The organism is Ruegeria sp. CH5, from assembly GCF_056537025.1.
In genome coordinates this window covers 1,294,436-1,317,779 of the sequence record NZ_JBQFQT010000001.1, presented here as the reverse complement: position 1 = coordinate 1,317,779, position 23,344 = coordinate 1,294,436, and the positions used below count along the sequence as shown (strand labels likewise).

Annotated in this window: 22 protein-coding genes; 4 read left to right on the top strand and 18 right to left on the bottom strand. The window is 59.9% G+C overall.

Features of this window, described 5'->3' with window-relative positions:
* Positions 1-48 precede the first annotated feature (48 nt).
* The 3 genes from ACR0JC_RS06565 (at position 49) to ACR0JC_RS06555 (ending at position 2,241) form a co-directional block, all read left to right on the top strand.
* Positions 49-354 (top strand): chorismate mutase, encoded by a 306-nt coding sequence (locus tag ACR0JC_RS06565; protein WP_170337896.1) that lies wholly within the window; start codon positions 49-51, stop codon positions 352-354.
* Between the two features lie 53 nt (positions 355-407).
* Complete coding sequence (folD, locus tag ACR0JC_RS06560; RefSeq protein ID WP_170337898.1) at positions 408-1,298, top strand: bifunctional methylenetetrahydrofolate dehydrogenase/methenyltetrahydrofolate cyclohydrolase FolD; 891 nt, start codon at positions 408-410, stop codon at positions 1,296-1,298.
* Between the two features lie 133 nt (positions 1,299-1,431).
* A complete protein-coding gene (locus ACR0JC_RS06555; protein WP_480763537.1) occupies positions 1,432-2,241 on the top strand; it encodes a LytTR family DNA-binding domain-containing protein in 810 nt (269 codons plus the stop codon).
* A 12-nt stretch (positions 2,242-2,253) separates the two neighbouring features.
* Here ACR0JC_RS06555 and pdeM read toward each other — a convergent pair whose 3' ends face one another.
* From pdeM to ACR0JC_RS06480, 15 genes are all read right to left on the bottom strand, one after another.
* Positions 2,254-2,916: a ligase-associated DNA damage response endonuclease PdeM gene (pdeM, locus tag ACR0JC_RS06550; RefSeq protein WP_480763534.1), complete on the bottom strand. Its 663-nt coding sequence runs from the start codon at positions 2,914-2,916 to the stop codon at positions 2,254-2,256.
* Positions 2,917-2,960: 44 nt separating this feature from the next.
* Positions 2,961-5,369 carry a ligase-associated DNA damage response DEXH box helicase gene (locus tag ACR0JC_RS06545; protein WP_170337902.1) on the bottom strand — a complete coding sequence of 803 codons (2,409 nt, stop codon included), beginning with the start codon at positions 5,367-5,369 and terminating at the stop codon, positions 2,961-2,963.
* A 52-nt stretch (positions 5,370-5,421) separates the two neighbouring features.
* Entirely contained in the window at positions 5,422-6,729 is a 1,308-nt protein-coding gene (locus ACR0JC_RS06540; RefSeq protein ID WP_093962764.1) for a P-loop NTPase family protein, read from the bottom strand.
* Positions 6,730-6,846: 117 nt separating this feature from the next.
* A complete protein-coding gene (locus ACR0JC_RS06535; protein WP_170337904.1) occupies positions 6,847-7,392 on the bottom strand; it encodes a prepilin peptidase in 546 nt (181 codons plus the stop codon).
* 3 nt (positions 7,393-7,395) lie between these two features.
* Positions 7,396-8,247, bottom strand: a complete 852-nt coding sequence (locus tag ACR0JC_RS06530; protein ID WP_170337527.1) for a tetratricopeptide repeat protein — start codon at positions 8,245-8,247, stop codon at positions 7,396-7,398.
* A gap of 29 nt (positions 8,248-8,276) precedes the next feature.
* On the bottom strand, positions 8,277-8,858 hold the full coding sequence (locus tag ACR0JC_RS06525) for a tetratricopeptide repeat protein (RefSeq protein WP_437342830.1): 582 nt from the start codon (positions 8,856-8,858) through the stop codon (positions 8,277-8,279).
* Between the two features lie 4 nt (positions 8,859-8,862).
* Positions 8,863-9,846 (bottom strand): type II secretion system F family protein, encoded by a 984-nt coding sequence (locus tag ACR0JC_RS06520; RefSeq protein WP_170337908.1) that lies wholly within the window; start codon positions 9,844-9,846, stop codon positions 8,863-8,865.
* Positions 9,847-9,856: 10 nt separating this feature from the next.
* Positions 9,857-10,825, bottom strand: a complete 969-nt coding sequence (locus tag ACR0JC_RS06515; RefSeq protein WP_170337910.1) for a type II secretion system F family protein — start codon at positions 10,823-10,825, stop codon at positions 9,857-9,859.
* A gap of 11 nt (positions 10,826-10,836) precedes the next feature.
* On the bottom strand, positions 10,837-12,288 hold the full coding sequence (locus ACR0JC_RS06510) for a TadA family conjugal transfer-associated ATPase (protein WP_170337913.1): 1,452 nt from the start codon (positions 12,286-12,288) through the stop codon (positions 10,837-10,839).
* Positions 12,289-12,315: 27 nt separating this feature from the next.
* Positions 12,316-13,551 carry a CpaE/TadZ family protein gene (locus tag ACR0JC_RS06505; protein WP_093962757.1) on the bottom strand — a complete coding sequence of 412 codons (1,236 nt, stop codon included), beginning with the start codon at positions 13,549-13,551 and terminating at the stop codon, positions 12,316-12,318.
* A gap of 197 nt (positions 13,552-13,748) precedes the next feature.
* Positions 13,749-14,378: an OmpA family protein gene (locus ACR0JC_RS06500; RefSeq protein ID WP_093962756.1), complete on the bottom strand. Its 630-nt coding sequence runs from the start codon at positions 14,376-14,378 to the stop codon at positions 13,749-13,751.
* 16 nt (positions 14,379-14,394) lie between these two features.
* Positions 14,395-15,801, bottom strand: a complete 1,407-nt coding sequence (locus ACR0JC_RS06495; protein WP_170337915.1) for a type II and III secretion system protein family protein — start codon at positions 15,799-15,801, stop codon at positions 14,395-14,397.
* A 196-nt stretch (positions 15,802-15,997) separates the two neighbouring features.
* Positions 15,998-16,879, bottom strand: a complete 882-nt coding sequence (gene cpaB / locus ACR0JC_RS06490) for a Flp pilus assembly protein CpaB (RefSeq protein ID WP_093962755.1) — start codon at positions 16,877-16,879, stop codon at positions 15,998-16,000.
* Positions 16,880-17,156: 277 nt separating this feature from the next.
* Positions 17,157-17,408, bottom strand: a complete 252-nt coding sequence (locus ACR0JC_RS06485) for a hypothetical protein (RefSeq protein ID WP_170337531.1) — start codon at positions 17,406-17,408, stop codon at positions 17,157-17,159.
* A 243-nt stretch (positions 17,409-17,651) separates the two neighbouring features.
* Positions 17,652-17,879, bottom strand: coding sequence for a Flp family type IVb pilin (locus ACR0JC_RS06480; RefSeq protein ID WP_093962753.1), 228 nt, complete (start codon positions 17,877-17,879; stop codon positions 17,652-17,654).
* A 338-nt stretch (positions 17,880-18,217) separates the two neighbouring features.
* On the opposite strand from ACR0JC_RS06480, the gene ACR0JC_RS06475 reads away from it, so the two are divergent.
* Positions 18,218-19,099, top strand: coding sequence for a lytic transglycosylase domain-containing protein (locus ACR0JC_RS06475; protein ID WP_254430689.1), 882 nt, complete (start codon positions 18,218-18,220; stop codon positions 19,097-19,099).
* Positions 19,100-19,149: 50 nt separating this feature from the next.
* Here the strand turns inward: ACR0JC_RS06475 and ACR0JC_RS06470 are convergent, their stop codons facing one another.
* The 3 genes from ACR0JC_RS06470 to topA form a co-directional block, all read right to left on the bottom strand.
* A complete protein-coding gene (locus ACR0JC_RS06470; RefSeq protein WP_170337920.1) occupies positions 19,150-19,776 on the bottom strand; it encodes a CoA transferase subunit B in 627 nt (208 codons plus the stop codon).
* Entirely contained in the window at positions 19,776-20,480 is a 705-nt protein-coding gene (locus ACR0JC_RS06465; protein ID WP_040634234.1) for a CoA transferase subunit A, read from the bottom strand. The genes ACR0JC_RS06470 and ACR0JC_RS06465 overlap by 1 nt, the downstream gene beginning before the upstream one ends.
* A 114-nt stretch (positions 20,481-20,594) precedes the next feature.
* Complete coding sequence (gene topA / locus ACR0JC_RS06460; RefSeq protein WP_170337922.1) at positions 20,595-23,210, bottom strand: type I DNA topoisomerase; 2,616 nt, start codon at positions 23,208-23,210, stop codon at positions 20,595-20,597.
* Positions 23,211-23,344: the final 134 nt, after the last annotated feature.

Below are 23,344 nucleotides of genomic sequence, written 5' to 3'. Positions count from 1 at the left end.
TAAGACATCTCGTGGTCCGGGGAATCCCCGGGCCATGAGGAGATTGCGATGCCCACTCTGACACTGCCGCAGGACTGTCATTCCATGCAGGAATTGCGGGTTCAGATCGACAAGCTGGACCGCCAACTGATCGAACTGTTGGCGGCGCGCGCAACCTACATCGATCGCGCGTCCGAATTGAAACCGGGCGAGGGCCTGCCGGCCCGAATTCCAGAGCGTGTCGAGGACGTGGTGCAAAAGGTGCGTTCAAACTCGGTTGGGGTGGGCATGGACCCCGATCTGACCGAAAGGCTTTGGCGCATTTTGATTGATTGGTCGATTGCGCGCGAGGAGAACGTGCTCGGCCCTGACTGAATGACCGGGCGCCCTTTGCGCCCGATCCGCTTTTTGAAAGAAGGGATCAAAGGATGGTAGCTCAAGTCATCGACGGCAAGGCCTTTGCGGCCAAGGTCCGCGCGCAAGTCGCCGACCAGGTTGCAAAACTCAAGGAAGAAAACGGCATCACCCCCGGTCTGGCAGTAGTCTTGGTCGGCGAAGATCCGGCCAGCCAGGTCTATGTCCGATCGAAGGGCAAGATGACTGTCGAAGTGGGCATGAACTCATACGAGCACAAGCTGGATGCCGACACGTCCGAGGCAGATCTGCTGGCCTTGATCGAGAAGCTGAACAACGATCCCGCGGTGCATGGCATTCTGGTCCAGCTTCCGCTGCCCAAACATCTGAATGAGGATTTGGTGATCAACTCGATCGACCCGGCCAAGGATGTCGACGGGTTCCACATCTCGAATGTGGGTCTGTTGGGCACCGGTCAGAAATCCATGGTCCCCTGCACGCCGTTGGGCTGCCTAATGATGCTGCGCGGTCATCATGGCTCGTTGTCCGGCATGGATGCGGTAGTGATTGGCCGGTCGAACATCGTGGGCAAGCCGATGGCGCAATTGCTGCTGGGCGACAGCTGCACCGTGACCATCGCGCACAGCCGTACCAAGGACTTGCCCGATGTCGTGCGTCGCGCCGATATCGTTGTGGCCGCCGTGGGCCGCCCCGAGATGGTGCCTGGCGACTGGATCAAGGAGGGCGCCACCGTCATCGACGTTGGCATCAATCGGATCGAGCGCGATGGAAAAACCAAGTTGGTCGGCGACGTGGATTATGCCAGCGCGGCCGAGCGCGCAGGCGCCATCACACCGGTTCCCGGTGGCGTTGGTCCGATGACCATCGCCTGCCTGTTGGCCAACACTCTGACGGCCTGTTGCCGGTCGAACGGCCTGCCCGAGCCCGAAGGCCTGACGGCCTGACTACTGGCGGTCTTGGGGCGGAGCGTCCGCCCCGGGGCCAACGTGGGGATGAAACGACCCCTGCCAGCACGCCGCAAACGTGTTTGATTGTCTGACATTTCGTGATAAGCTTGAGTTTCCAGCCAGTTACGAAGTGAATAAGTGGGCGTCTGAGGGACAAGGGCTGGGTCCCGAAAGGCTGCTCATTGATTTTGATATGTTGTCAAAACTGAGCCCATTCTTTGCAGAATGCACGCCTCAGAGGGTGGTCGCCGGTATTCTGTTCATCCCGTTGCTCGCCTATACTTTTCCACCGTTCCGAGAAATGGATCTGCCCTTCTCCGTACGCCTGGCGTTCTGGGCAGGAGTGATGATCCTAGCGGTTGTGGCAACGTGGGGATCTCGGCAGTTGGTGAAGGATCGTTTGGACCATGTCGGACTGACGGTCCGGGACGTGGCGTTTGCCTTAGTGATCCTTGTATTGTTCACGCCCGCGTTGTGGATCCTGACGTGGATCCTGTGCGCTGCCAGTGGCCACGATGCCCCCGGTTTGCTGGCAGTCGGCACCTACGGTGCGCTGTTTAGCACAGGACTGGTACTGGTCAGCAAAGGCGAAGCCCCGCCTGAAAACGACGAGGTCATCGAAGCACCCCAACCCCGTCTGGTGAGTCGTCTGCCGGATGGGTTTCGTGGTGATATCTTGCGGCTAGCGGTCCGGGATCACTACGTTGATGTGGTTACCACCAGCGGAACCTATACGATCCGGTCGCGCTTTACTGACGCGATTGCTGAGATGGAGCCGATTTCGGGCCATTGTACCCACAGATCCCATTGGGTTACGGACGCGGCCATTCTGGAAATCCAGAAAAACAACGGCAAAACCTACCTGCGCCTTCGGAACGATGATCTGGTTCCCGTCAGCCGCAAGTACAAACCCAAACTGGAAGAAGACGGTGTGATCTGAACCAGCTGTCGCCTAACGCGGCATCGCCGTCAGCTGTGGCTGTGGGCCCGTCAGAATGGCGCGGGCGTCCCGCTGCATCAGCCGAGACAACGCGGTATCCGAGCTGCGCAGCCCTCCGGTATATGTTCCATAAGCCGGCATGATCAGCCGGCACCCGTCAAACAAGAAGGCCGGGCGCGAAATCATGCGACCCCGCGCATTGAGCCGGACCTTGGGGTGAAAATGCCCTGAAACTTCGCCCTGCGCGTCGGGTTCCGCTATATGGCGGAAGACCAGCACGTCCTGGCTCCACTCGGCCAGATGGGTGCCGCTCAGCGCGACGGGACCCGGATCATGGTTGCCCTCTATCCAGATCCACAGCCGCCCGGCCTGCAGCGCAGAAATCTCGAGCCGATCTGCGTCGCTCAGCGTTTCCGAGGCTTCGAGATCATCGAAACTGTCCCCCAAGCAAACCACCGTCTTGGCGCCGGTCGCGTCCAGATCGGCGGCCAGTCGGGACAGTGTCTCTCGGTTGTCGTAAGGGGGCAGTGCCGGTCCGCCCCGCCGAACGACCCGAGATGACTTGCCCAAGTGCAGGTCCGAAACACAAAGAAGATCGTGCGCCGGCCACCAAAGCGCGCCCGATCCCATGGCGTGCAGTCGGGCACCCGCAAACGAAAATTCAAGGCTGTTCATGGTCCGTTCTTTGCCTGTCAGGGCGTGATTTGCAAGTCGTTTCTTCAGGCGGGTTCCAGGCCGGCGTCGCGCAGCAAACGGGCGCTTTCTTCAGACAGCAGCCGCTCTTCGGCCGCGCCCTTGACCGGGACCTTTCCCACCTCGAGCAGCAACGGCGCCGCCAGCGGTGACACCCGGTCCAGCCGGATCAGGTCGATACGGTCGCCGATGCGCGCGATCATGGCCTCGATCCGTCCGAAATCGACCAGCCCGCGCATGGCTTCTTCGCGGGTGATCTGCATCAGCAGGTGGTCGGGGTCGTATTTCAGCAGCGTGTCGTACAGGATGTCCGACGAAAAGGTCGCCTGCCGCCCGCTTTTGCGCTGCCCGCCCGTGTTCCGTTCGATCAGCCCGGCGATGGTGGCCGAGGCGCGGAAGGTGCGTTTCATTACCGCGTTGCCTGCCAGCCAATTGTCCAGCCCGTCGCGCAGGGCGTCGATCTGGAACAGGGGGCTGGGATCGGTCACCGCGTCCAGTCCCCAGATCAGCGTGGCATAGTCGGTCGCGACAAAGCCCAGCGGCGCAAGCCCGGTTTCCTCCATCCGTTTGGTCAGCAACAGGCCCAGCGTCTGTTGTGCGTTGCGTCCGGCAAAGCCGTAAACGCACAGGTTTTCGCGGCCGTCATTGGGAAAGCTCTCGATCAACAGCCGGTCACGCCCGGGCAGCCGCGACATCCGGCGCTGCAGGTCCAGCCATTCACCCGTATGTTCGGGCAGCTGTGGCCAGTCGGGCTGTGCGAACATCCGCAGGATGCGGTCGCTCAGCTGGGTCGAGGTGGCGAACTTGGTGCCCGAGAAGGTGGCGACCTTGGGCTTTTTGTCCGCACGGCGCGTGACCTCGACAACCATTTCGCGCAACCCTTCATAGCGTACGATCTGACCGCCGATCAGGAAGGTGTCGCCGGGCGTCAGCGATGCGGCAAAGGCCTCCTCGACCTCGCCCAAAGGTTTGCCACCCCGGTTGCGTTTCAGCCGGACTTTCAGGGTGTCGCTGTCCTGGATCGTGCCCAAGTTCATGCGGATGCGTTGCGCCGCGCGCGGGTCGCGCAGCTGCCACAGCCCGTCGGGGCGCTGTTGCAGGCGTTGCCAGCGGTCATAGGCCCGCAGCGCATAGCCACCGGTTGCGCAGAACTCCAGACAGGCATCGAAGGCCGCGCGGGTCAGATCGGCATAGGGACCGGCCGAGGTGACCTCGACATAAAGGGCATCGGCATCAAACGGCCCGGCGCAGGCCGCGATCAGGATGTGTTGGCACAAGACGTCACGCGGGCCGGGGCCGCGCGGCTCGCCGTCCAGATCGTGCGCGCGTGCGGCCTCCAGCGCGGCAACACATTCGACCACCTCGAACCGGTTGGCAGGCACCAGCAGAGCCTTGGACGGCGCGTTGTAGCGGTGGTTGGCACGCCCGATCCGCTGGACCAGGCGCTTGACGTTCTTGGGTGCGCCGATCTGGATCACAAGATCCACGTCGCCCCAATCGATCCCCAGATCGAGGCTGCCGGTGCAGACGATGGCGCGCAGGTCTCCACGGACCATCGCCGCCTCGACCCGTTCGCGCTGTTGCCGGTCGAGGCTGCCGTGGTGGATGCCGATGGGCAGGCCTTCGTCATTGGCCAGCCACAGGTTGTGAAAGAAGATCTCGGCCTGGGCGCGGGTGTTGTGGAAGATCAGCGTCGTCTTGTGCCGCCGGACCTGCTCCAGTACCGCCGGAATGGCATAGGCCGCGCCGCCCCCGGCCCAAGGCGGCATTTCGGCCGTTTGCAGCATGGCGATATCGGGGTAGGGGCCGGGGTCGGCCAGAACGATGTCGCAAGGGTCGGGGTGGCGGGCCAGAAAACGCGCGATGGCGTCCGGGTCCTCGACCGTCGCCGACAGTCCCACGCGCCGCAGATCGGGGCACAGGGTCTGAAGCCGGGCTAGCGCCAGCATCAACTGATCGCCCCGCTTGCTGTCGGCCAGCGCATGTATCTCGTCCACGATCACGCGCTGGACGCCTTGGAACATGCGTGGCGCATCTTCGTAGGACGTCAGCAGCGCCAGGCTTTCCGGTGTCGTCAGCAGGATATGCGGCGGGTCTACGCGCTGGCGTTTCTTCTGGGTGGGGGTGGTGTCGCCGGTGCGATCCTCGATCCGGATCGGCAAGCCCATCTCGTCAGCCGGGCCGCGCAGGTTGCGCTTGATGTCGGCGGCCAGCGCTTTGAGCGGCGAGACATAGATCGTGTGCAGCCCCTCATGCTCCTCGGCCAGTTCGATCAGCGAGGGCAGGAACCCGGCCATCGTCTTGCCGCCGCCCGTGGGCGCGATCAACAGCGTCGCCGGGGCCTGCGCCCGGTCGATCATGGCCTGTTGATGCGGGTGGATGGACCAACCCCTGGCTGTAAACCAGGTGTCAATCCGAGCGGGAATCTGCGTCATATGCGCAGACTAGCCCGCCCGGTGACAAAGCGGAATGCGGTTTGGGCCCGTCTTACTTAACGATTTCCTCGTCCTTGACGAACATGTTCGCCCAGGCGCGGTCGATCAATTCCGGGCTCATTTGATAGGGGATGCCCTCGAATTCGCAGATCGAGATCATCTGATCGATCAGGAAGATCGGCTGATAGTTCGCATAGACATTGTTGATGGTCGGGTATTTGACCTTCAGCAGATGTACCAGCGCGGCCTCGTCCAACGGAATGCCGCGCTTGCGGGCCACCATGGCGAAGATCTTCAGGAAGTTTTCCTGGTTCGGGCCGTCAATCTTGATCTTGAAGAAGATCCGGCGAAGCGCGGCCTGGTCGAAGATCTCGTTCGGGTGGAAGTTGGTCGAGAAGATGACCAGTGTGTCGAAGGGAACTTCGAACTTTTCACCCGACTGAAGACCCAGAATGTCCTTGCCCTCTTCCAGCGGAACAATCCACCGGTTGATCAGGGCCTGCGGCGGCTCGGCCTGGCGGCCAAGGTCGTCCACGATGAAGATGCCGCCGGTCGATTTCAGCTGAAGCGGCGCCTGATAAGTGCGCGCCGTGGGGTTGTAGACAAGGTCCAGCATGCTCAGCGACAGTTCACCACCCGTGACCACAGTGGGGCGTTCACACTGGACGTACCGCGTGTCGAACCGCTTGCGGCGGCGCAGGCTGTTCGGGTCGTCAGCCTCTTGCTCGATCGCTGTGTGCACGATCGGGTCGTACACGGTGATCACCTGACCGGCATATTCGATGGCATACGGAACAAAGACGTTGTCACCCAACGCATCCCGAATTCCGTTTGAAATCGAAGACTTACCGTTGCCCGGCGGGCCGTACATCAGGATCGAGCGACCGGCGCTGACCGCAGGACCCAGGTGGTCAAGCAGGCTGTCCGGCAGGACAAGATGCCCCATGGCGCCGGTCAGCTGATCGCGTGTGACTTGGATGTTCCGGATCGACTGTCGTTTGACCTGCTCGCGGTAGACTTCCAGCGGAACGGGCATGGCGCCGAAGTATTCGGACTGGCTCAGCGCGTCCAACGCCCGTGCCTTGCCGGCGTCGGTCAGCTGATAGCCCATTTCGTTGCCGCTGTTGGCGTTCAATGTCCCAGTCGCCTCAAGCAGCTTCTGTTCGCGGGCGATGTCGACCAATTCCTGCGTCACCGAACTCGGCAGGCAGATCGAGGCGGCGATCTCGCTCACCGTGTCCACATTCTTGCGGAAAACGGTCTTCAGAAGGATGTCCCGCATCATAACCAGCGGAAGCTGCATTTCCCCCAGACCCTTCGGGGCAGGAGGAGCCATAACGGATGAGGTCTGCATGTTCATGAGCGCGGCTCGTCTATCCAGTTGTCAATCCTTGTGTCCCGAAAGGGACCACTTGCGGAAAATCTGGCGCAGCTTTGTGGCAGGACCAAGGCGCGGGCAAGGCGCAGACATGATGGTTTACGAGCCGTTAATTGCGCCCAAAATCAAATAGATGCCAAGACTCGCACCCAAGGCCAGCCCCATGGGGAATTTCTTGCCCTGATCCCAGCTTTCCCAGTTCGGAGCGATCTGGCGCAGGCGGGAGTATTTGGCCAGCCGATGGGTGGCAAACGCGGCCAGCGTCGTGACCATCAGAATCACCATCACCAGCAAGAAATCACCAACCCACACGAACGGAGCCGCAGCTGCGCAGAACTTGGCGTCGCCCGCACCCATGGCGCCTGCGGCATTGAGAAGAATGCCAAAAAACAGCACGACCACCAGATGGAACAGTTGCCAGGCATAGACCGGCAGAGAAAACTGCAAAGGCCCGATGCTGGCCCCAACCCATTCGCCCGACCAAGGTGGCAGCACAATCAGCCCGACCACCACAAAAACCAGCGCCAGAGCTGTGACCGCATGGTTCTTGATCTTCATTTCCCGCATGTCGGTGAACGCGACATAGAAACAGATGGGCAGCACAAATGGTAGAAACCACTGGGCTGCCACTGCAGGAATTTCCATGCCTTATGCTTCCTCGAGCGCGCGGAGCGACCGAACCGCTTCGTCGAAATGCTGCGGATGGGTGGCGATGGCTTCCCGGAACAGGTTCTTGGCAGTGTTGATGTCACCGCGCTTCACGGCCGAGATGCCCATCGTGTTCAAGAGTTCCGCGCGTTCGGTCTGGGACATCGGGATCACCGGCATGGAATAATTACCCTGCGCCGAGCGGGCAAGAACCAGGTTGTTCTTCGCCGTGAACAATGAACTGTCCTGTCGGATGGCTTCGGTGAACAGGCGCTCGGCCTCGGAATATTGGCCGCGGGTCAACTTGGAATACCCCCAGTTGTTCATCACGCCAGCCGGCCGTGTTGTCAGCCCGATTGCGGTTTCATAGAACTGGTCCGCACGCTTCCAATCCTTGCTGGCGTCTGCCACCAAGGCTTCAAGCCGATAGCGTTTGAACGTCTCGTAGGTCGGGGGGATCTGGTCCAGCGCTGCCTTTGCCGCCTTCCAATCACCACTGCGGACCAACGAGTCCGCATAATCGACGCGATCCGCGTTCGTTGCACCGGACATCGCGGTCACGCGCTTCCAGGCGGCCGATGCTTCGGTGCTGCGCTTGGCGCGGGTCAGCGAAATGGCAAGGCCGCGCTGCAAATCGATCCGATCTGGATTCTTGCCGGCGGCTCCACGGAAATAGGTCACTGCCTCGTTCGGGTCAGCCGCATTGAGCATCACGTCGTTGAGGTTCGTCTCGTCGATGACGTTCACTTCCTGGAACGTGCGTTCGACCTTTTCCTCTTCGGTTTCTTTTGCGCATGCAGACAGGATCAGCCCGCACACGACGACTGTCGGAATCAGGAGTTGTTGGCGCATTTTTGCGTCCCTTACTGCTCTTGCCTCTGTTACTGGTTCTTCCGCAGCAGGAAAGCTCCGTTCCCTTGCTGCTCCAGCGTATATTCTTGTTCTTGTGGTGTATTATTAACAGGATTTTCCATTTTTGCGAGCGCTAAGCGAAGATTGTCACGGATTGCGTCACTTTCGCCATTGTCCAGCGCATAAGCCCTTTGGAAGACCTGCGCGGCCTCGGCATACTCACCTTTTTCCATCAGCAGAACGCCGAGATTGTTCCACGCAACCGACCAATCCGGGTCTTCTTCGGCCGCTTGTCGCAACAGGGGCTCGGCTTGTCCCAGCCGCCTGAGGCCGAGATTGGCGGTTCCGATCGAGGTCAGGATTTCCGGGGTCATCCCTTCCGTCAGGGCCGCGCGGGTGAACGATTCCATGGCCAGTTCGTATTCTCCGGCTGCCATCAATCGGTTCCCGACAGCAATTTCGTCAATCGGCCCACCTTTGGGGTCGACGCCGGGGGCGAAAGGCCCGTTCGAAACACTTGGGTCCGTACACGAAGCCACCACGGCAAGAACCGCGGTGGCTATCATCAGGCGGTGGAACCCGAAGCGGGCGCACCGGTTGCATGAGGGCATGGGCTTATTGGCCTCTGTTACCGAACTCCATGATGCCTTTTGCCGAGGGACCGACCAGAATGATCAGCAGCGGCGGCACCGTCAGCATCATTGTGGCAAGGGTCATTTTCGTTGGCAACTTGTTCGCGGCTTCTTCGGCGCGCATGACGCGTTTGTCGCGCATCTCGCCGGCATAAACCCGCAGGGCGTCGGCAATCGACGTACCGAATGTGGCGGATTGGATCATCACCGTCACGAAAGAGCTTACATCCTGGACACCGCAGCGCGTCCCGAAATCGCGCAGAACTTGATCCTTCTCTTTGCCGGCCTTCATCTCATAGGCGACGATCTCGAATTCCTGGGCAATATCGGGGTAGGAGGCTTTCATCTCGCCGGCCACACGCACGATCGCCTGGTCCAGAGACTGACCGGCTTCCACACAGACCAGCATCAGGTCAAGCGTGTCGGGAAAGCCCGCGGTAATGTTCTCTTTGCGCTCTTCGATCCGGCGCGTGATCCAGTATTTGGGGATGTAGTATCCAATGGCACCCGGTACCAGAACGCGGATCATCATTTGCTGACCGGTGAATTCCTGCCCGTTTGAAAACACGGTCACCAGGAGAACACCCAATACGATCCCGGTGATCCCCAACGCAAATTGCGCAAAGTGGAAGAACCGAACGGAGTCTTTCGAGCGGTAACCGGCCTGGCGCAGCTTGAGCTCCATGGCCGAGTATTCTTCTTCATCTTTCGGCTCGAGGAAGGTCGCGAACTTTTCAAGCTGTTCGTTCCGGCCCGAGTTGCGCAACTGATCCTTCTTGCCGCGTTTTTCCTTTTTGGGTGCAGCATTTGCACGCTGCAGTTTTTTCAAGGGATCTTCGGGCTGGTTCAAAAGGATCGGAATGGTCACCAGAACCATGAACAATCCCAGCACGCCGACGACGATCAGCGGGCCGAACTCGCCCAATTGATCCGTCAGCATGTCGTTGATTTGGGTCAGAAATTCCATGGTCGTGCCCTCAGACCTTGATGTTGGTGAGAATGCGCATGACGATCAGGTTCAGCGTCAGCATGATCCCCACGACAAAACAGGCGGGAATGAACCATTTGTGGTCCAGAACCGAGTCATAGTACCCGGGGTCCTTGACCAGAATGAAAACCAGGCAAAACAGTGGGAACCCCGAAAGGAACTTGCCCGACCACTGCGCCTCGGCCGTGATCGCCTTGACCCTGCGGAACAGACGGAACCGTGCACGGATCACCTTGGCAAGCCCGTCAAGGATCTCGGCCAAATTGCCGCCCGACTGCTGCTGGATGCCAACGGCGACCGCGAGAAAGCGCAAATCCTGCATGTCCAGACGTTCGGCCATGTCCTTCAACGCCTCGCCCACGTCACGGCCATAGGCGCATTCGTCGGCAATCACGCCGAATTCGGTCGCAAGCGGATCCTGCACCTCGTTCGCGACGATCTGGATCGTCGAAACGAAAGGGTTGCCGACCCGAAGTGAGCGCACCATCAGTTCCACGGCATCGGGCAACTGCTCCTCAAGCATGCCCATACGCTTCTTGGCTTTGTGATTGACCCAGGCATAGACAGCGCCGACACCGATTGCGATCGACAGAGCTGCCCGCAGGATGGTGTCGGTTCTGGTGCCGATGCTCAGGCCCATGAACGCGACCACGGACACCAGCGCCATGATCATGACCAGTTGCCGCGGGCTGAAGGCAATCGCTGCCTTCTGGGCCTTGTCGGCCAACAGCGAGTAGAGTGGAATGCTCTGCGACTTCATGTGCTGCTGCATTTCCTTGCGCAGCTGCTCCAGAACCTGTTCGCGTCCGACGCCTTTGTCGATCATGTCCAGACGACGATTGACGCGGCTGTTCAGGCTGATGGATTTGCCGAAAGCCACCAGGTAGATACCTTCGACCAGCGCCAGAACCCCGACGAAGATCGCGACATAGATGAGCGCCTCGGTTGGCAGTTGCATGCCCTGATCTCCTACATTGTCGTCGGTTCGTAAATCGATGCGGGCAGGTCATACCCCCACAGACGGAACCGTTCGGAATAGTGGCTGCGAACGCCGGTGGCCGTGAAATGACCAATGATCTTGTTGTCGGGCGTCAGGCCAACTCGTTGGAATTTAAAGATTTCCTGCATCGAGATTACGTCACCTTCCATGCCCGTGATCTCGGTGATCGAGGTCATACGGCGCGAACCATCCTGCAGACGGCTGGCCTGGACGATCAGGTTCACAGCGCTTGCGATCTGGCTGCGTACGGCCTTGATCGGCATTTCGATCCCGGCCATCGCGATCATGTTTTCAAGACGCGAGATACCGTCACGGGCCGAGTTGGCGTGGATCGTGGTCATCGAGCCGTCATGGCCAGTGTTCATGGCCTGCAGCATGTCGATCACCTCGGCGCCGCGCGTTTCGCCCACGATGATGCGGTCAGGGCGCATCCGCAGAGCGTTCTTCAGACAGTCGCGCGGGCTGACTTCGCCTTTGCCTTCCACGTTGGGCGGGCGGCTTTCCATCCGACCAACATGGGTCTGCTGCAGCTGCAGTTCCGCCGTGTCCTCGATGGTCAGAATGCGTTCTGCGTCATCGATGAAGCTGGACAGCGCGTTGAGCGTGGTCGTCTTACCCGAACCCGTACCACCAGACACGATGATGTTCAGACGAGTGGAGACGGCGGCCTGAAGATAAGCTGCCATTTCTTCGGTAAATGCGCCGAAATTGACCAGGTCGTCGATGCCAAGCTTGTCTTTCTTGAACTTCCGGATGGAAACCAGGGACCCGTCCACCGCGATCGGCGGAACCATGGCGTTGAAACGAGACCCGTCGCGCAGACGGGCGTCAACATAGGGGTTGGATTCATCGACCCGGCGACCAACGGCGGACACGATCTTGTCGATGATCCGCATCAGGTGCTTTTCGTCTTTGAACGATACGTCGCTCAGTTCGAGCTTGCCGAAGCGTTCAACAAAGATCTGATGCGGGCCGTTGACCAGAATGTCGCTGACCGAGTCGTCTTGAAGCAGTGTTTCCAGTGGACCCAGACCGGTGACTTCGTCGTACAATTCCTTGTTCAACTGGGTCCGGTCTTCGCGATTGAGAACGATGTTCTTGGCTTCCAGAACCTCGCTCGCGATCGCGCTGATTTCGGTGCGCAGTTCGGCTTCGGCTGCGTTTTCCAGAGCCGCCAGGTTCAGGTTTTCCAGAAGTTCCCGATGCAGCTCGATCTTGATTTCACTCAGCCGTTCCTTGCGCTTGCGTTCGCGGTCGTTGCCCTTGGCTTCCGCGGCGGTTTTGGCCACCGGTTTGCGGGCAATCGCGGTGGACGGCGAGGGGGCAGCTGCCGGAGCAGCCGGGGCTTCGGCGGCCTTGGGGGCTTGTGCAGGGGTCGTAACCGGCTGCGCACCTGATGGTTTCTTGTAACGTGAGAACACGGCGGTTTCTCCCCCTAATAGCCTTTGTTATGCCGCTTCAGCGCTGTTGCTGCCGAGGCTGTGCAAGGATTGCGCCAGCTTTGCGATTTCGCGGCGAAGAGGGTTCTTGCCGGCCGAGCTGGCCAAAGGCAGACCATGGTCGCCGCTTTGCATGACCGGCTTGCCGCCATCCGGCAGTTGCAGGTCGATTGAGATTCCCAGGCTTTCACCCATGCGCTTGACGCGACTTTTGCCGCTCAGGTCCGTGAACTTGGGTGCGCGGTTCAAGGCAAAGCGAAGCTTGTTGAACGGCAATTCCTCGGCTTGAAGGGCACGTTTCAGACGCAACGCGTTCTGAGCGGACCGCATATCCAGTTCGATCAGAGCAAAATAGACATGCGCAGCCTGCAAAACGGTCTCGGACCAGTGCACCAGCGTTTTCGGCATGTCGACCACGACATAGTCGTAGTGCTTGCGGGCCATGTCGATCACCCGCTGGATGTCTTCGTGCGTGAGAATATCCAGAGGCACCATGTCGGTCGGGGCCGTCAGAACATCCAGCTTCTCGTCGAATGTCTGCAGTGCCTGCCCAAACACTTCGTCATCCATGGCCACGGTGTCCGACAGCATTTCGAACACGGTTTCACGGCGGGGCAGGTCCAGATAGGTCGAGATGGTTCCGTATTGCAAATCCAGGTCGATCAGGCAGACCTTGGGTGCATCCTTTTGCGATACGGTGGCCAATTCCCAGGCCAGGTTCACGGCCAGAGTCGTTGCACCGACACCACCGGCCAAGCCCTGAACAACAAACAAAGCGCCTTCTTTCGAAGCTCCTGAGGCCAGCGGGACGGAAACCTGTTGCGGAGTCACGACAGGTTCTGGCGCATTCATGCGGTCGATCGCTTCCTGCAGTTCGTTCTCGGGAAGAGGGTAGGGGACGAATTCATCGGCACCCTTTCGCAGCAACTGATGAAGAGCGGCGGGGGTCACGTCCTCGGCAATCAGGACGACTTTGATCTTCTTTTCCTTGGCCTGGGTGATGATCTCACCCATCAAGGTCAGATTGTCCTCGTCCTCACCGTCGATCGCGAGGGCCACGAATTGAAGAGACTCAGCTTCAGGCTGGCTGAAAAAGGCCAGAGCCTCGGCAAAGCCAAGGTCACCCCAGCGCTCGCCCAAAGCGGCTTCCATGTCCTCGATCAACAGGTCGAAGTTCTGGACATCTCGGCTGATGGTGCAGGCCAGAATGCCGGTGTCGTCGTTTTGCGGCGTTGCGCTCGTCATTAACACAATCCTCGTCGTGAGAGCGCAGCAAACGTCGATACAATACCAGTCCGTGTTTCAGCTTGCTGTCGCCCTAAGCGGTCAATTCTGGCCGCAGGTCACCCAATTGTTCACAATGTTGCGTGGAAGTGGGGCAAGAATTGGGCGCAAAAAAACCAATTGTAGGGAATTGGGCGACGATGCCGCCCAATTTCTGATTATTGTTCGCTGGTGTCGCCGATAGCTGTTTCGCGGCGCAGCTGGCTCTTGAATGTCGCGCTTTCGATGTACTCGCGATAAACGAAGTCAGCATACTTGCCGTCCAGGATGTTGGGATGGCGATCGACCAGACCCGACACCTCGGTAACGGTGCGGCGGTTGCGGCGATCCCGATTTGGCGTGGCCACCAGTGGCTGCGTTTTGCCATACGAAACAACAGCTTCCAGGCGCGAGCGGGAAATACCCTGTTGCGCGAAGAAGTTGACAACCGCTTGTGCGCGGCGCAGACCCAGACTGTTGTTGTAGGACTGGGATCCGACGGCGTCGGTGTGGCCGTACACGCGGAAACGTGCTTCGGGGAACTGTTTGATCCAGTTCGCCTGATACAGCAGAATCTGGCGTGCTGCCGAATCCAGCTGCGCACTGTCGAAAGCAAAGTTGATCTGGGTCGGAACCTCGGCAGCGAATCGCTGCGCCAGGATCTGGCCATAGGTCAACTCGCCATTCATGACCTGGATGTTGTTCAGCGTTGCGTTGCCGAACGCGCCCTGGTCCACTTCATAGCCGGCCTCACGGGTACAGCTGGCGACAGCGACTGTAAGACCCAGTGTGATGATCCACTTCTGCATTGGTCTGTCCTCCCTATCAATCCAGGACGTAGCCGTAGGAATTGCCAAAGTCCTGCTTGGCGACTTCCGATGCGGCTCCATTACCAACCCGTTCCGTCCGGGCAGTTCTGCCGTTCATGAACAGGTCGAATTCGCTGGGCGGCTTCACGCGGTCGGTCGGCAGCGCCAGGGCTTCGCCACGGGTCGGGGAAACCAGATGCGCGGTGATGATGATCACCAGTTCGCTCTGCTCGCGCTGGTACTCCGCACTGCGGAACAATGCGCCCAGAACAGGTACGTCACCCAACCACGGGATTTGGTTGCTCAGGTCTGTGAAGTCGTCCTGAATCAGGCCGGCGATCGCAAAGCTCTCACCATCTCGCAGTTCGACCGTTGTGCTGGTCTGGCGCGTGATGAAGCTGGGGACTGTGTCACCGTTGATGGTGAAGTTCGAGCTGGTGTCGATGCTGGACACCGCTGCCGCCATCTCAAGGTTGATCAGGTCACCGTCGACGACGCGCGGAACGAAGTCGATCTCGACACCGAAAGCCTTGTATTCAATGGCAACCACACCGTCATCCTGAGGAACCGGAATCGGCACTTCACCACCGGCGAGGAAGGTTGCTTCCTGCCCGGACAGCGCCGACAGGTTCGGCTCGGCCAAGCTCCGTGCCAAGCCTTTGGCTTCCAGCGCTTCCAGCAGCAGCCGGACTTGCGTGGAACCTGCGCCAAAGCCAAACAGAATTGCGCCGGTATTCGACTGAACCGCCGGGATGTTGTTGGCCAACGCGTTGCTCAGGGACAACTGGTTGTTCAGCGTGTTGATACCACCGGTCGCGTCACCGCCGGAGAAACCAAGCGAGGCGGACAGGTTCTTGGCGACCGACCGGTTCATCTCGGCAAAGCGGACCTTCAACATAACCTGCTGTACGCCGCCGACATTCATCAAGTTCGACACACGCTCGGGCGCATAGCGCTCGGCCAGTTCCAGAGCACGTGCCAATTTGGCTGCGCTGGAGACCGTGCCCGAGAGAACGATGCCGTCATTGGCGGTACGCACTTCGATTCGCTCATTTGGCAGAATCTGGCGCAGGCGCTCTTTGAATTCGGTCACATCGGGCGCAACGCGAACGCGGACGTTCGTGATCAGGTTTCCGGCGCCGTCAAACAGTGTCAGCGTCGTCATGCCTGGCGCTTTGCCCAAGACGTAAATTGTACGGTCCGAAAGCGACGAGATGTCCGCAATCCCTGCATTCGCGATGCTGAGCTCTGCAAACGGCTGTTCGCTTTCAACCACGATGGCGCGGTTCATGGGCACATTCAGCGTTTCCGCCGTACCCTTTTTGACCACGCGAAGATTTTGGGCCCAGGCGGAATCGCCGACCGGGCTCAGAACTAGGGCCAACCCCAAAAGGGTCGAACCAATCAAGGAACGTATTGTCATGTGACCTGCCTCTCCGATCACCACTCTATTTTTTTGGGTCTTATGCCCTATGGTGACGAACTCTGCGCGAATTCCGGATTTATTGCAATAATCAAGGGTTTCTGGAATTTTCCTTATGTGGACAATGCGCAACAACCCAAACGAAACGAGCCGCGCATTATGCGCGGCTCGGGCATGGTAACGCTCTGAATGGGCGTCAGTTTGTGCAGGGGATCGGGGTCTCGACGATCTGGTCGCCGCGGCGAGTCCGGATGGTGCAGACCTTCTCGGCCTCTTTCTTCGGCGCGGGGGCTGCTTCTTCGATTCCCAACAGTTTGCGTTGGTCAACCTCGATCGCACTTGCGACGGTTTCATCCTGAACCCCGACCAACGCCAGAGACAGGCGTCCGGTGTTTTGCGCCTGCGCCAGGGCCGCGATCTGTTCCGGGGTGGCGGCGACGGTGACGGTCCGGGCAATGGTTGTGCCGGTGACATCCGATCCCGCCGTCTGATCGACGGCGATCAACTCGATATTGGTCTGGATCAAGCGGGTGATTTCCCCGTTTGCCCCTTCGACCGCGCTGCGCAGCGATCCGGTCCAGTACACATCAACAACGTCGCCGGGGCGAAGAAAGCCCGAAACGCCCGAGGCAACATCAACACTGATGGCGAACGCGCGCATACCTTTTTCGAGGCGCGAGGTCAGGCCGGCCAGCTCACCCGGACGGGTGATCTTGACCTCCATGATGGCCTCGTCCTTTTCCATGGTGCGCAGAACAAAGCGTTCATTGTTGCCGGTTTCCGGGAACAGGGCCGTCATATCGGTGAACGACCCCTCCGGAACAGCATTCTCAGGCCATTCCACGACGCGCACATCTTCCTGGGTCAAACGCTCACCGTATTTCAGAGGACGCTCAGAGACGATCACGCCGACGGTCGGAACGACGTCGACCTTGGCGTTGGCAAGGGCCTCTTCGGCCATCTGCCGTTCACGCGCCAGGGCGTTCTGATACTCGGCAATATAGTTGCGGGCCATATAGACCGCGCCGCCAGCCAAGGCGACCCCGACGATCAGGACAAGACCAAATACAGCTCGCATGCGTATACCTCTTTATTGCTCTGGCCGGACCTGTATCGGTCCGGGCAGGACATTGAAACAGCATATTTCCTAAATCGGAATTGTGTCGAAATGTGGGACAAATGGATATTTTTCGTTGTTTTATTGGCACAGAACGTTGCGAACGAGCATCTCGTGACGTGGCGTCTGCTGTATCCCAGCATGGGTTGTGCGGTGCGGAGAAGGCAGGGGGCAAACGCGAACAACCGCGCCCGGCTGGCGCGGTTGTCATGTGGCCGGTTGGCCAAGTTCCCGAAAATCAGTTGCCGCCGGATCCGTTCGATCCACCGGTGATGATCCCGCCAACGGCCGTGTTGCTGTCGCCGGTGCTGATGCTGATCGCCGAGTCGGAAAGGGCCGCCTCAACATCGTCGGCCAAGCCCTCGGTCCCGCCTTGGATCAAAGCGTAGGCAATCGCTGCCAGGCCGGTGACGGCTGCGGTCAGTACCACCCAGTCGACGGTGATCGCACCGCTATCATCTTTTTTGAAGTTCCTGATGAACTTGATCATTTCGCGTCCCTCCTGACAGAGTGATTCCGCCCAGTTCCGGTTTCTGATGGCGACCAGAATTCTCGCGGGCACCTAAAAACTAATTATCAAGGACTTAAACGCGTCGCCGTGGCGGAATTTAGGCCAAACGTGGGCCATGCTTGGCCCGGCGCCCGAAATCCGATGCGCAGCGTCTGTCTTGCTTCAAAGGAAAAGGCCGCGCCCTCAGGCGCGGCCTTGTATCCCGATTGGGATGAAGTCAGTTTAGTTGCTGCCGGCGGTGGTGATACCACCAGCTGCCGAGTTCGAACCGGTGCTGATCGTTGCGCTGGTCAGGGCGCTGGAAACGTCGGTTGCCAGGCCGGTCGCGCCGCCTTCGATCTGCTGGTAAGCAACGGCTGCCAGGCCAACAACGGCTGCGGTCAGAACGACCCAGTCAACAGTTACGGCGCCGTCTTCGTCTTTGCGGAAGTTCTTGATGAACTTGATCATGTTACGTCCCTCCTAAAGGATCAAAAAGTCAATAAAACCTCGGGGTCTTTCAGAGCTTCATCTCTCAGTCGGCTCATGACCGTCTCGGTATGGCACTATGTTTGCCCCTCGTGCGTGGCAGGAATTGGGCCAAACAACGAATTTTTTGCCTCAGGCTTAACTTTTTGGTCACTAATCTGGTAATCTATTGAAATAAATAATAAAAAATTTCCCACACCAACCCGCTGTGCTGTTTCGGCGGTGCAAAATTGCGCCAAATGAGGCAAAACCGCCCCAATTCGCTTTGTTTTTCTGGCCTTGCGGGAAGATTCGCGTATCAAATCAACTCAAAAGAACAGATGAGGCAGGCAGAAATGATTTTCCGGGACGCACTGACATGCGCCGGCGTTTTGGCGTTGCTGGTTGCCGTGGCGGCTCCGGCACCTGCTGCGGATATCGAGCCACGCGGCGTTTACAAACGGATCAAGGCTCCCAAAGCGGGGGAACGCCCGCGAGTGACGGTTCAGATCAGTCCGCAAGAACACGCATCAGCACCTTCAGCGCCCAGCACGGGCCCCGATTTGGTCGTGCCCGATATCATAGCCCGGACCAAAGTCCCTCCGGCGGCCTTTCCGGACATAATGAAGAAAAAGACCCCTGAGGGCGCGTACAAGGCGTTCTGGGAAAAGGTATCGCCGGATATGACCCGAGCCGGCCCCGGCCGCCTTGACGAAGCCCTGCAGGCTTTGGCGGCGACCCAGATTTCATCTCCGCGGCTGCAGAACCTTCAGAAGATCGTCGAGCAGCGCGGGGTCGATATTCTCCGTACGACCGTAGGAACAAAAGTGTCGCCAGCGCTGGTCCTTGCGGTCATGTCCGTTGAATCAGGCGGTCGCCCCACTGCCGTCAGCTCCGCCGGAGCACAGGGTTTGATGCAACTGATGCCTGCCACAGCCAAGCGGTTCGGCGTGACCGACAGCATGTTGCCGGAACAGAATATCGCCGGCGGCGTGAAGTACCTCGATTGGCTGATGGGTGAGTTCAACGACGACCCGATTCTCGTCCTGGCGGGATACAACGCCGGTGAAGGCGCGGTGCGAAAGCACAATGGCGTCCCGCCTTATGCTGAAACGCGCGACTATGTCCCCAAAGTTCTAGCCGCCTTCCAGGTGGCCCGAGCGTTGTGTGCCACTCCTCCGATGCTGATTTCCGACGGGTGCGTCTTTCAGTCCATGAATTGAAAAAGGCCCGCCGATTGGCGGGCCTTTCGGTTTCTCTGTTTGCTCAGAAATCAGCTGACGATGGTCGCCTCGGTCGCCGCGCGCATCTCTTCTTCGCTGACGCCATCGGCCAGTTCGACGATCTTCAGGCCGCCTTCGACCACGTCCAGCACGCCCAGGTTGGTGATGATGCGGTCAACCACGCCCTTGCCGGTCAGCGGCAGGGTGCATTCCTTCAGCACCTTGCTGTCGCCGTGCTTGTTGGTGTGGTCCATCACCACGATGACCCGTCCGACCCCGGCCACCAGGTCCATGGCGCCGCCCATGCCCTTGACCAGCTTGCCCGGAATCATCCAGTTGGCCAGATCGCCTTTCTCGTCGATCTCCATCGCGCCCAAAATCGCCGCCGCGATCTTGCCGCCGCGGATCATGGCAAAGGACGTAGCGCTGTCGAAATAGGCCGTGCGGGGCAGTTCGGTGATAGTCTGCTTGCCGGCGTTGATCAGGTCGGGGTCCTCTTCGCCCTCATAGGGGAAGGGGCCCATGCCCAGCATGCCATTTTCCGACTGCAGGGTGATATCCTTGTCGCCCACGTAGTTCGCCACCAGCGTCGGAATCCCGATGCCGAGGTTCACATACATGCCGTCTTCCAGTTCCTCGGCGGCACGCGCGGCCATCTGATTGCGGTCCCAGGGCATTACGCTTCCTCCTTCTTGCGGGTGGTGCGCTGTTCGATGCGCTTTTCGTGCTGACCTTGAATGACCCGGTGCACATAGATGCCGGGCAGGTGAATGCAGTCGGGGTCCAGCGAACCGCGCGGCACGATCTCTTCGACCTCGGCCACGCAGATCTTGCCGCAGGTCGCCGCCGGCACGTTGAAGTTGCGGGCGGTCTTGCGGAACACCAGGTTGCCGGTGTCGTCGGCCTTCCATGCCTTGACGATGGCCAGATCGGCAAAGATCCCTTCCTCGAGGATGTAGGTCTCGCCGTTGAACTCCTTGTGCTCCTTGCCCTCGGCGATTACGGTGCCGACGCCGGTCTTGGTGTAGAAGCCCGGGATGCCCGCGCCACCGGCGCGCATGCGCTCGGCCAAGGTGCCTTGCGGGGTGAATTCCAGCTCAAGCTCGCCCGACAGGTACTGGCGCATGAACTCGGCGTTCTCGCCGACATACGAGCTGATCATCTTCTTGACCTGCCGCGTCTGCAGCAGGATGCCGATGCCGAAATCGTCGACGCCCGCGTTGTTCGAGGCAAAGGTCAGATCCTTCACGCCCGACTCCTTGATCGCCTGCAGCAGCAATTCGGGAATGCCGCACAGGCCGAACCCGCCGGCCGCGATCAGCATGCCATCCCGAAGTATCCCATCGAGGGCCTCGGTGGCATTGGCATAGACTTTCTTCATGGAAAACTCCCCCAATGACATGGTGATGGGCAGGTTGTGCCGCCACGTCATTGGGAAGTCAATGAAACCTGCGGGCGGGTGGTATTTCTACCTAACCGCCCGCAGGGGCCGGGATCAGCTGGCTTTCTTCTTGGTGGCTTTCTTCTTGGGCGCGGCCTTTTTGCGGGTGCCTTTCTTGGCCGCCTTCTCATTGGCTAGCTCCACCGCCATTTCCAGCGTCACGTCCTCGGGCTTGATGTCCTTGGGCAGGGTCGCGTTGACCTTTTCCCACTTCACGTAAGGCCCATAGCGCCCATCCAGAACCTGGATCGCGCCGCCATCGGGATGCTCGCCCAGCTCTTTCAGCGGTTTGGCCGCAGCCCGCCCGCGCCGCCCGGGGTTGGCGCGCTTTTCCGCCAATAGTTCGACGGCCCGGTTCATGCCGATCTCGAACACGTCGTTGGGGTCCTTGAGGTTGGCATAGACCGGCTTCGCCTCATCCGGCAGCTGATGCATGATATAGGGACCGAAGCGCCCGAAATTGGCGCTGATCATGCCGCCCTCGGGGTGTTCGCCAATCTCGCGCGGCAGGCTCAGAAGGGTCAGCGCCTTCTCAAGGTCCATGTCATCCTTGCTCCAACCCTTGGGCAAAGAGGCGCGCGGCGGCTTCTTGTTCTCGGGCGTGGCTTCGCCGCGCTGGACATAGGGGCCGAAGCGTCCGGATTTCAGCCAGATCTCATCCTCGCCATCCATGCCCAGCAGACGTTCCTCGCCCTCGGCACCTTCACCGGCGATGGGGCGGGTATAGGTGCATTCGGGATAGTTCCCGCAGCCCACGAATCCGCCGGTCCGCGAGGTTTTCAGGTGCAGCCGTCCGACCCCGCATTTGGGGCAGATGCGCGGATCCGAGCCATCCTCGCGCGGGGGGTAAAGCTGCGGGGCCAGCGCCTCGTCCAGTTTGTCGAGCACTTCCGAAATCCGCAGCTCGGACGTCTCGGCGATCGCGGCCGAGAAATCGCGCCAGAACTTGGACAGCAGGTCCTTGTAGTCGCGGGCGCCGGCGCTCACCTCGTCCAGCTGCTCTTCGAGGTTGGCAGTGAATTCGTATCCCACATACTGACGGAAGAAATTCAGCAGGAAGATCGTGACGATCCGGCCCTTTTCCTCGGGGATCAGGCGGTTCTTGTCCTTGCGGACGTAACCGCGGTCCTGAATCGTGGTGACGATCGAGGCATAGGTCGAGGGTCGCCCGATGCCCAGCTCCTCCATCCGTTTGACCAGGGTCGCCTCGGTATAGCGCGGCGGCGGCTGGGTGTGGTGTTGCAGCGCCAGAACCGCCTGGTTGTCCGACAGGATGGCCTTCTTGTCCGCGCCGTCGGCGGTGGCCTTGTCAAACTGATCCTTCAGCGTGGTCTTGGCAAAGCGCGCCGGATCACCCTGCGTGATCTGGGGCAGGCGCTTGTCATCCTCGTCCTCGACATCGTCGCGGCCTTCCTCGTAGACGCGCATGAAGCCGTCGAACAGCACGACCTGACCGGTGGCGCGCAGGCCCACCTGACCGTCATCGCTGCCGATTTCGACGGTGGTGCGTTCCAGCCGCGCGGCAGCCATCTGGCAGGCGATCGTACGTTTCCAGATCAGATCGTACAGCTTGCGCTGATCGTCATCCGACAGTTTCAGGGCGGCCGCATCCTTGGTCATGTCCGTGGGCCGGATGCATTCGTGCGCTTCCTGCGCATTCTTGGCCTTGTTCTTGTACATGCGTGGGCTGTCCGGCACGTATTCGGCACCGAACCGGTCCTTGATCGCGTCCCGCGTGGCGGTGACCGCCTCGGGTGCCATGTCGATGCCGTCAGTTCGCATATAGGTAATGTGTCCGGCCTCGTACAAACGCTGGGCCACCTGCATCGCGTGGCGGGCGCCCATTCCGAATTTGCGGCTGGCTTCCTGCTGCAGGGTCGAGGTCATGAACGGCGCGCTGGGGTTCCGCGCGGCTGGCTTCGCTTCGACCGAGGTCACGCTCAGTGCGCGGCTGGTGATGGCCTGCACCGCCAGTTCGGCCTGCGTGGCGTTGGCGATGTCATGTTTGTCCAGCTTCTTGCCGGCCAGCGTGATCAGACGCGCCTCATAGGTCTGGCCGCGCGGCGTTTCGAACAGCGCCTTGATCGACCAGTATTCGACGGGCTTGAACGCCTCGATCTCCATCTCGCGCTCGACGATCAGGCGCAGGCAGACCGATTGCACGCGCCCGGCCGATTTTGCGCCGGGCAGCTTGCGCCACAGAACCGGCGACAGGTTGAAGCCGACCAGATAGTCCAGCGCGCGCCGGGCCAGATACGCCTCGACCAGAGGCATGTCCACCTCGCGCGGGTTCTGCATCGCCTTGGTCACCGCATCCTTGGTGATGGCGTTGAACGTCACACGGCTGACGGCCGTATCCTTCTTGATCGAGCGACGTTTGGTAAGCGCCTCCTGCAGGTGCCAACTGATCGCCTCGCCCTCGCGGTCGGGGTCGGTTGCCAAGATCAGCGCGTTGTCGTCCTTGAGCGCGTCGGCGATGGCCTTGACGTGCTTGCGGCTGTCCGTGCCGACCTCCCAAGTCATCGAAAACTCGTGGTCGGGATCCACCGATCCATCCTTCGGAGGAAGGTCGCGAACATGTCCGTAAGAGGCCAGGACCGTGTAGTCGGGGCCAAGGTATTTATTGATTGTTTTTGCTTTGGCCGGGGATTCTACAACAACTACAGGCATTTAGTTAAAAACCTCGCTCGACGGGTTGGGCGCCTTCTATGGCCGTGCAAAATGTGTAGGGCAAGATGGATTTGTCAATGCACAGTCTGAAAGGTCCGAAATCCGGCCTAATTGAGACCGTTTGTCCGGGTTGG